Raw genomic sequence first — 6,937 nt, 5'->3', positions numbered from 1 at the left:
ACTTCCGTGCGGTGGCCGCCCGCGAACGCGGGTACTGGGTCGGTCGGGAAGGCGGACCGATCCGCTCGATCTCGGCCGAAGGAGTCTCGGTGGCCCGGCGTACGGACGTCGCGGAGCTTGTCGCGCAGGCCCTCGCGGGGCAACCCCGGGCGGTGGCGCGGCTCATCTCGCTCGTCGAGGACGCGTCCCCGCTGCTGCGCGAGGTGATGGCGGCGCTGGCGCCGCACACCGGGCAGGCGTACGTCGTGGGCCTCACCGGCCCGCCCGGCGTCGGCAAGTCCACCTCGACGTCGGCGCTCGTGTCGGCGTACCGCGTGCTCGGCAAGCGCGTCGGCGTGCTCGCGGTGGACCCGTCGTCGCCGTTCTCCGGCGGTGCGCTGCTCGGTGACCGGATCCGCATGCAGGACCACGCGACCGACCCCGACGTCTTCATCCGCTCGATGGCCTCCCGGGGCCATCTCGGCGGCCTCGCCTGGGCGACGCCGCAGGCGCTGCGCGTGCTCGACGCGGCCGGGTGCGACGTCGTCATCGTCGAGACCGTGGGCGTGGGGCAATCGGAGGTCGAGGTGGCGTCGGCCGCCGACACCACGGTGGTCCTGCTCGCCCCCGGGATGGGCGACGGGATCCAGGCGGCGAAGGCGGGGATCCTGGAGATCGGCGACGTCTACGTGGTCAACAAGGCCGACCGCGACGGCGCGCAGACCACCGCTCGCGAGCTGAACCACATGCTCTCGCTGGGGCCTTCGCGCGATCCCGACTCGTGGCGTCCGCCGATCCTCAAGACCGTCGCGTCGCGCGGCGAGGGCCTGGACGAAGTCGTCGAGGCGCTGGAAAAGCACCGGGCGTGGATGGCGGCCAACGGCACGCTGGACGTCCGGCGGCAGCGCCGGGTGCGGGCCGAGGTCGAGGCCATCGCCCTCGCCGCGCTGCGCGACCGCATGGCGGGCCCCACGGGCGGCCGGCGGGCGGACGCGCTGGCGGGGCGGGTGGCCGACGGATCGCTGGACCCGTACGCGGCAGCCGACGAACTCATCGCGGGCCTGCTGCGCGACCCGGGAGCCGACACCGCGCCCTGAACTGCCGTACAGCGCAAGCCGGCTGCTGGAACCCTCCCGCGCCGATGCCCCCAGCCCCCTCGACCCGGCTGCCGAGTGCCGCCGGGTTCCAGTCGCCGACTCGGGCGCGGCGGGGCTCACGGCGGGGCCCACCAGCCGCAGAACGCCGAGGAGGGCCTACAGCGCCTCCTCTGGCGCCTCAGGGCTCTTCAGGGCCCCAAGGGCTCCTCTGGCGGCACCGCACGTACGGCCTGCGGGCTCACGGCGTCCTCGGCGCTCGTCACGCGTCCTTCGCTGCTGCCGCCGACGCCCCCGTTGTCTTCTTCGCCGACGCGCTGATGCCCGACAGCGACGGGCAGGCGGCCGTGCCGCCGTCCGCGTGCAGGTGCAGCATCACCGTCTCGAACGCCGCCCCGAGCACTCGCTTCTGCTCGTCGGTGAGCAGGTCGACGTAATGCCGCCGCACGCTCTCGACGTGGTCCGGGGCCGCCTTGACGAGCCGGTCCCAGCCCGCCTCGGTGAGCACCGCCCACTGCCCGCGCCGGTCCGAGTCGCAGCTCTCGCGTACGACCAGCCCCGCGTTCTCCATGCGGGTCATCTGGTGCGAGAGGCGGCTCTTGGACTGATGGCTCAGGCCCGCGAGCTCCGTCATCCTTATGCGGCGCTCGGGCGCCTCGGACAGGCGCACGAGAATCTCGTAGTCGTGCAGGGTCAGCCCGTGCTTCTGCTGGAGGTCGCGCTCCAGGAAGACGGGGAGCAGATTGAGCACGCCCAGGGAGGCCCGCCACATCTGCTGTTCCTCATCGCTCAGCCAGCGAGGCTCCTCAGTGGTCATGTCGACCATGGTACCGCGTTCTGTTGAACATTCAATAAATATCCTTTGCGTGTCATACCACCGACGGCCGCCGAACCCCGCGGGTGTTCAGCACGTGGTCGCACCGTACTTGCGGGTAGCCGCGGAGGCTACGCTGCCGCAGTGCCCAAGCCGCTGAACCTCCCCTTCGATCCCATCGCCCGCGCCGCCCAGTCGTGGGAGGAACGCTGGGGCGCGTGTCCGCCGATGGCCGCGATCACCTCGATCATGCGGGCCCAGCAGATCCTCCTCGCCGAGGCCGACACGGTGCTCAAGCCGTACGGCCTGACCTTCGCCCGCTACGAGGCCCTGGTGCTGCTCACCTTCAGCCGCAGCGGCGCGCTCCCGCTCTCCAAGATCGGCGAGCGACTGATGGTGCACCCGACAAGTGTGACGAACACCATCGACCGCCTGGAGAAGGCGGAACTGGTCGCCCGCCGCCCGAACCCGCGCGACGGCCGCGGGACGCTCGCCACCATCACCGACAAAGGCCGCGACGTCGTCGAACGCGCCACCGCGGACCTGGTCGCCCGGGACTTCGGCCTCGGCGTCTACGACGCCGACGCCTGCGCGGACATCTTCCGCATGCTGCTCCCGCTGCGCGTCGACGCCGGTGACTTCAAGGAGTCGGAACCGGCCGCCGACGTCGTGCCGGATTCGCCGGACGGCATCACCGCGGACCCCGACGAGAGCGTCCGCGAGGTCGTCGGGCGGGGGGCCGATTCGGAGACCGCCCAGGGCGCGACGTAGTCTGCTTGCGCGCTAGTGAATGCTGCGGATGCCGCCCCTGTGCCGGGCGGCGAAGCGAATGAGGGTGTGTCGCCGTGAAGCCTGCTGTCCTGACCCGTTTCCGCGTGATGGCGTACATCACCGGGTGCTGGCTGCTGCTGCTGTGCCTGTGCATGGTGTTCAAGTACGGCTTCGACAAGGGTGAGGACATCACCTTCTACGTCAGCCAGGCCCACGGCGTGCTCTACATGATCTACCTCGTCACGGCCTTCGACCTCGGCTGGAAGATGAAGTGGCGGATCGAGCGGATCCTGCTGGTCATGCTGGCCGGCACGCTGCCGTTCGCGTCGTTCGTCGCGGAACGCAAGGTCGCCCGGGCCGTCCAGGAGAGCGGGCGGATCGGCGAGCCGCTCCAGGCCGCCTGACCCGCGCTCCTTGCCCCCCGCCCCGCTGGTTTTGTCGTTCCGGAAAGTGAACTGATGCTGTCCAACCCCGTATCCCGGTTCCTGCTGGTCTCCCGCTGCGAAGGCGTGTCGTTCCTGGCGCTGCTGCTGCTCGGGTCCGTGCTCAGCCGCGTCTCGGACATCAACCTCGTCATGCCGCTCGGCATCATCCACGGCCTGCTGTTCGTGGCGTACGTCCTGCTCATGCTCGACATGCGCACCAAGTTCGGCTGGGACGGCAAGACCACCGGGCTGGCCTTCCTCGCCTCGGTGCTGCCGTTCGGCCCGTTCGTCTTCGAGGCGAAGATGAAGGACCGTATCTTCACCGCCCCCGTGGCCCCGTCGGCCGCCTGAACGACCCGGATTCGGCTGCGCGGCACGACCGGGGGAGGGGTGCTCGACCCCCCGGCCGGGGGAGGGATTCTCAACCCCCGGGCGCGCAGCCGACCAGGCCCGCGGTCACGAACGCGACGAAGCGGCCGACCCATTCCTCGGCCGCGGGTTCCGCGCTGACCAGCATGTGGTGCACGACCGTGCCGGCGATCACGTCGAAGACCAGGTCCACGTCGATCGCGTCGGCCACGCCGACCTCGCCGCGGGCCCGCGCCCGCGCGCGGCCCTCGACGACGAGCCGCTTCTGCGGTTCGACGATGGCCTCGCGCACCCGGCGGCGCAGTTCCGGGTCCCGGGTCGAGTCGGCGATCAGCCCCATGAGCGCGCTCGACATCTCGGGACGCGCCAGCAGTTGGGCGAACTGCCGGACCACGGAGTCGAGATCGGACCGCAGGTCGCCGTCCTCGGGCAGCTCCAGGGTGCCGAGCATGTCGGCGACGGCGGCGGTCACCAGTTCGTTCTTGGACGCCCAGCGGCGGTAGAGCGTGGTCTTGGCCACGCCCGCGCGTACCGCGACGTCCCCGACCGTGAGGGTGGCCCAGCCGCGTTCCGCGAGCAGGGCCCGGGTCGCGCCGAGGATCGCGTCGTCCGCCGTCGAACTCCGGGGGCGGCCCTTGCGGGACGCCGCGGCGTTTTCGTTCTCGCTCAGCGGGACCTCGGCAGGATCGAGGCGGATGGGTTCGGCACGACCCTAATGTCCCGTCCGGCAACCTGGCGGTGACTCAACTCACACGGCCAAGGGGCTTGATTTCACAGGGAACCCTCTTGCGGTCGCCCGGCGTTTTCCCGTTACGCTACGGGTCGTAGCGAATAACGGTGCCTGGATGGGGATTCGAGCGCCCGACGTCGGTACGAAGGTCCCGCGCCCCTTCTCGTACGGCCCCGCACGCCCGCGGGGCGGTGCCCGAGCGGCCCAGGACGGTACATCCGCGGGGTGGACGGGGCCGACCCGTGCACCGCGCGGGTGTCGCTCGGGGGAAGATAGGCGCATGCAGCCACGAAACATGTCGATGCGCGGGGTCGTCGACCTCGGCGCGGTCAAGGCGGCGTCCGAGGCCGCCGCGCAGCGGGCGGCCCGGGCGGCGAGCGCGCCGCAGGCCGGCGCGGACGGCGCGGCCGACGCCGCAGGGGGATTCGTCGTCGATCTCACCGAGGAGAACTTCGACTCGGTTCTCGCGCTGTCCCAGCAGGCTCCGGTGGTGCTGGAGTTCTCCTCGCAGCGTTCGCCGCACAGTGTCGAGCTCGGCGAGGTCTTCGACCGGCTCGCCGCGGAGTTCGCGGGCCGCTTCGTGCTCGCCCGCCTGGACATCGACGCGACTCCGCAGCTCGCCCAGGAGCTGGTCGTGCAGGCCCAGGTGCAGGGCCTGCCGGCGGCCGTCGCGGTCATCGCGGGGCAGCTCGCCCCGATGTTCGACCGGGCCGCTCCGCAGGAGGAGCAGCTCCGGCAGATCCTCGACCAGCTCGTCGCGGTCGGCGAGCAGCGGTTCGGCCTCACCGGCCTGCCCGGCGCGCCGGGTGCCGCGGCACCGCAGGGCGAGGCGGACGAGGACGCCGAGCCCGCGGGCGACCCGCTGCTGGCCGCGGCGGAGTCGGCGCTGGACGCGGGGGACTTCGCGGGTGCGGCGCAGGCGTACCGCAACGTGATCTCGGACTACCCGGCGCACACCGAGGCGAAGCTCGCGCTGGCGCAGGTGGAGCTGATCCTGCGTACCAAGGACGTGGACGTCGACGAGGTGCGCCGCAACGCCGCGGAGCGCCCGACCGACGTCGACGCGCAGACGCTGGCGGCCGACGTGGACCTGTCCGGCGGCAACGTCGAGGACGCATTCGGGCGCCTGGTCGAGACGGTACGCCGGACCGCGGGGGACGACCGCAACAAGGCGCGGGTGCACCTGCTCGGCCTGTTCGACGTCATCGGGCTCGACGACCCGCGCGTGGTGAAGGCCCGCGCGGCGCTCACCAGCGTGCTGTTCTGACGCCCCGTCCGACGCCGGTCCGGGCGGGCCCGCGCTGACGTGCGCTCCGACGCGCGTTTCGACGCGCGTTCGGACATCCGCCCCGAAGTCGGTTCCGAGGCCCGTTCCGAGGCCCGTTCCGAAGTCCCTGTTCTGACGATCACTCAAGTGCGGTGCCGAGTCAGGCTCCTGGCCCGACCCCGGTACACGCGCCTGATCCGCCGACACAGCGCTTCGCCGCCCGGCCCGAGGGGCGGTTTGTCGTCACCCGGTCGCGTCGACCGAGGCAAGGTCCCGCCGCCCTCCGCGTGGATTCCGGAGGGCGGCGGGGCTTTTGTTTTCCTCCGGTTCCGAGCCCGTCCACCTGGTTCTTTACAAAGCTTTGACTGACGTCGCGAGCGGTTGCCGTGGGTGTGCCGGACCTCGCCGAGAACCGCAGCAAATCGGGCAATATACCCCGGCCATTTCCCCTCGGTATTACTCCAGGTAACACCTGTCAAGGTAATGCGTGGCGAGAAGCCGCGCCATGCCGCTACTTGTCGGTAACAAGACTCTTGTGCCGCAGCCCACAGTCGGCGACGATCGGCCCGCTCGGTCCATTTGCGCGCGCCCCGACAGCCGGCCGGGGGTCACGCGGCCAACGCGGTGGGCCTCAAATCCCCATCCAGGTCCGTGCCCGTCCTCCCGGACAGGTGCGACCGCCGGGCCCCTCGCGGGCCCTCAGTTGTCGTCCTTTGCGTCCGGCATGCGCCCAGACACGCCACCCCCGGCAGCGCATGCGCGGAACCTGTCCCTGAGGAGGACCATGGCCAAGTCCAAGGCCGGCCGCACGCGTTGGAAGCGTTTCGGTGTGGCACTTGTCCCCGGCGTGGTGATCATCTCCGGCCTCACCGCCGCCGCCGCGAACGGCGCGGTCCCGATGTCGTTCGCGATCTCGGGCACCGCGTTCAAGGTCAGCGCGGACAAGATGGTCGCCGAGGACGTCGTCCAGTACGGCGGGCTCACACAGAAGGTCGGGCCGAACTCCAAGCCGATCATTCTGTCCGGCTTCAAGAGCGCGACGTTCGACAAGCTCTGCCAGTCTGTCCGCGTGCCGCTGCCGTTCTCGATCGGCGGCAAGGACGCCGTGGTGATGGTCATCAAGTCCGGCAGCGCGAGCGCGGACGACATGATCGCCGACCTGGCGCAGATGACCGGCAACGCCACCTTCGAGGGCGTGGACATCGGTGTCGACGCGGCGCAGACGAAGAACGCCGACGGATCCCTGCGCGGCCCGGACATGGGCCCGCGTCCGTCGGGCGGGTTCGCCCAGCAGGTCGACAAGGTCACGGTGGTGAACGCCCGCCAGACCGTCTACGCGGTGAGCGCGGCGACGTTCCGGCTGCCCGACCTCGACATCGGCGTCAACTTCGACAACAAAGAGTGCTTCTAGTCGAGTTCAGGCCGCGGCGGGTCCGGTCCATGCGGGCCGGGCCCACCGCGTGCCCTCCGTCGTCCCCGCGACGACTG

At 71.1% G+C, this 6,937-nt stretch carries 8 protein-coding genes and 1 pseudogene; 6 read left to right on the top strand and 3 right to left on the bottom strand.

All coding sequences use genetic code 11. The features are described 5' to 3' along the window. Positions 1-89: 89 nt before the first annotated feature. Positions 90-1,076 carry a methylmalonyl Co-A mutase-associated GTPase MeaB gene (meaB, locus tag AB0C36_RS06225; RefSeq protein ID WP_358349993.1) on the top strand — a complete coding sequence of 329 codons (987 nt, stop codon included), beginning with the start codon at positions 90-92 and terminating at the stop codon, positions 1,074-1,076. 259 nt (positions 1,077-1,335) lie between these two features. On the opposite strand, the gene AB0C36_RS06220 is transcribed toward meaB, so the two are convergent. Continuing rightward, positions 1,336-1,890 carry a MarR family winged helix-turn-helix transcriptional regulator gene (locus tag AB0C36_RS06220; protein WP_358349976.1) on the bottom strand — a complete coding sequence of 185 codons (555 nt, stop codon included), beginning with the start codon at positions 1,888-1,890 and terminating at the stop codon, positions 1,336-1,338. 141 nt (positions 1,891-2,031) lie between these two features. Here AB0C36_RS06220 and AB0C36_RS06215 point away from each other — a divergent pair, with 141 nt between their 5' ends. From AB0C36_RS06215 to AB0C36_RS06205, 3 genes are all read left to right on the top strand, one after another. Beyond that, on the top strand, positions 2,032-2,658 hold the full coding sequence (locus tag AB0C36_RS06215; protein ID WP_358349973.1) for a MarR family transcriptional regulator: 627 nt from the start codon (positions 2,032-2,034) through the stop codon (positions 2,656-2,658). A gap of 74 nt (positions 2,659-2,732) precedes the next feature. After that, positions 2,733-3,062 (top strand): DUF3817 domain-containing protein, encoded by a 330-nt coding sequence (locus tag AB0C36_RS06210; protein WP_358349970.1) that lies wholly within the window; start codon positions 2,733-2,735, stop codon positions 3,060-3,062. A gap of 54 nt (positions 3,063-3,116) precedes the next feature. Then, positions 3,117-3,434, top strand: a complete 318-nt coding sequence (locus AB0C36_RS06205; RefSeq protein ID WP_358349968.1) for a DUF3817 domain-containing protein — start codon at positions 3,117-3,119, stop codon at positions 3,432-3,434. A gap of 70 nt (positions 3,435-3,504) precedes the next feature. On the opposite strand, the gene AB0C36_RS06200 is transcribed toward AB0C36_RS06205, so the two are convergent. Together AB0C36_RS06200 and AB0C36_RS43195 are read right to left on the bottom strand one after the other, a co-directional pair. Continuing rightward, on the bottom strand, positions 3,505-3,972 hold the full coding sequence (locus AB0C36_RS06200; protein WP_435838991.1) for a TetR-like C-terminal domain-containing protein: 468 nt from the start codon (positions 3,970-3,972) through the stop codon (positions 3,505-3,507). Between the two features lie 3 nt (positions 3,973-3,975). Next, positions 3,976-4,032, bottom strand: a pseudogene (locus tag AB0C36_RS43195) (hypothetical protein); the annotation flags it as partial. A gap of 430 nt (positions 4,033-4,462) precedes the next feature. On the opposite strand from AB0C36_RS43195, the gene AB0C36_RS06195 reads away from it, so the two are divergent. After that, positions 4,463-5,449, top strand: a complete 987-nt coding sequence (locus AB0C36_RS06195; RefSeq protein ID WP_358349965.1) for a tetratricopeptide repeat protein — start codon at positions 4,463-4,465, stop codon at positions 5,447-5,449. Positions 5,450-6,233: 784 nt separating this feature from the next. Continuing rightward, on the top strand, positions 6,234-6,860 hold the full coding sequence (locus tag AB0C36_RS06190; protein WP_358349962.1) for a DUF6230 family protein: 627 nt from the start codon (positions 6,234-6,236) through the stop codon (positions 6,858-6,860). Positions 6,861-6,937: the final 77 nt, after the last annotated feature.

The sequence above is a fragment of the Streptodolium elevatio genome, assembly GCF_040649515.1.
Taxonomy (GTDB): domain Bacteria; phylum Actinomycetota; class Actinomycetes; order Streptomycetales; family Streptomycetaceae; genus Yinghuangia; species Yinghuangia elevatio.
This window is presented reverse-complemented; position numbering and strand designations above follow the sequence as displayed.

Excerpts from the sequence above, each read along its gene's own strand:
- AB0C36_RS06220 (WP_358349976.1), bottom strand. The coding sequence starts at position 1,890 with ATGACCACTGAGGAGCCTCGCTGGCTGAGCGATGAGGAACAGCAGATG.
- AB0C36_RS06195 (WP_358349965.1), top strand. The coding sequence starts at position 4,463 with ATGCAGCCACGAAACATGTCGATGCGCGGGGTCGTCGACCTCGGCGCG.
- AB0C36_RS06190 (WP_358349962.1), top strand. The coding sequence starts at position 6,234 with ATGGCCAAGTCCAAGGCCGGCCGCACGCGTTGGAAGCGTTTCGGTGTG.
- AB0C36_RS06205 (WP_358349968.1), top strand. The coding sequence starts at position 3,117 with ATGCTGTCCAACCCCGTATCCCGGTTCCTGCTGGTCTCCCGCTGCGAA.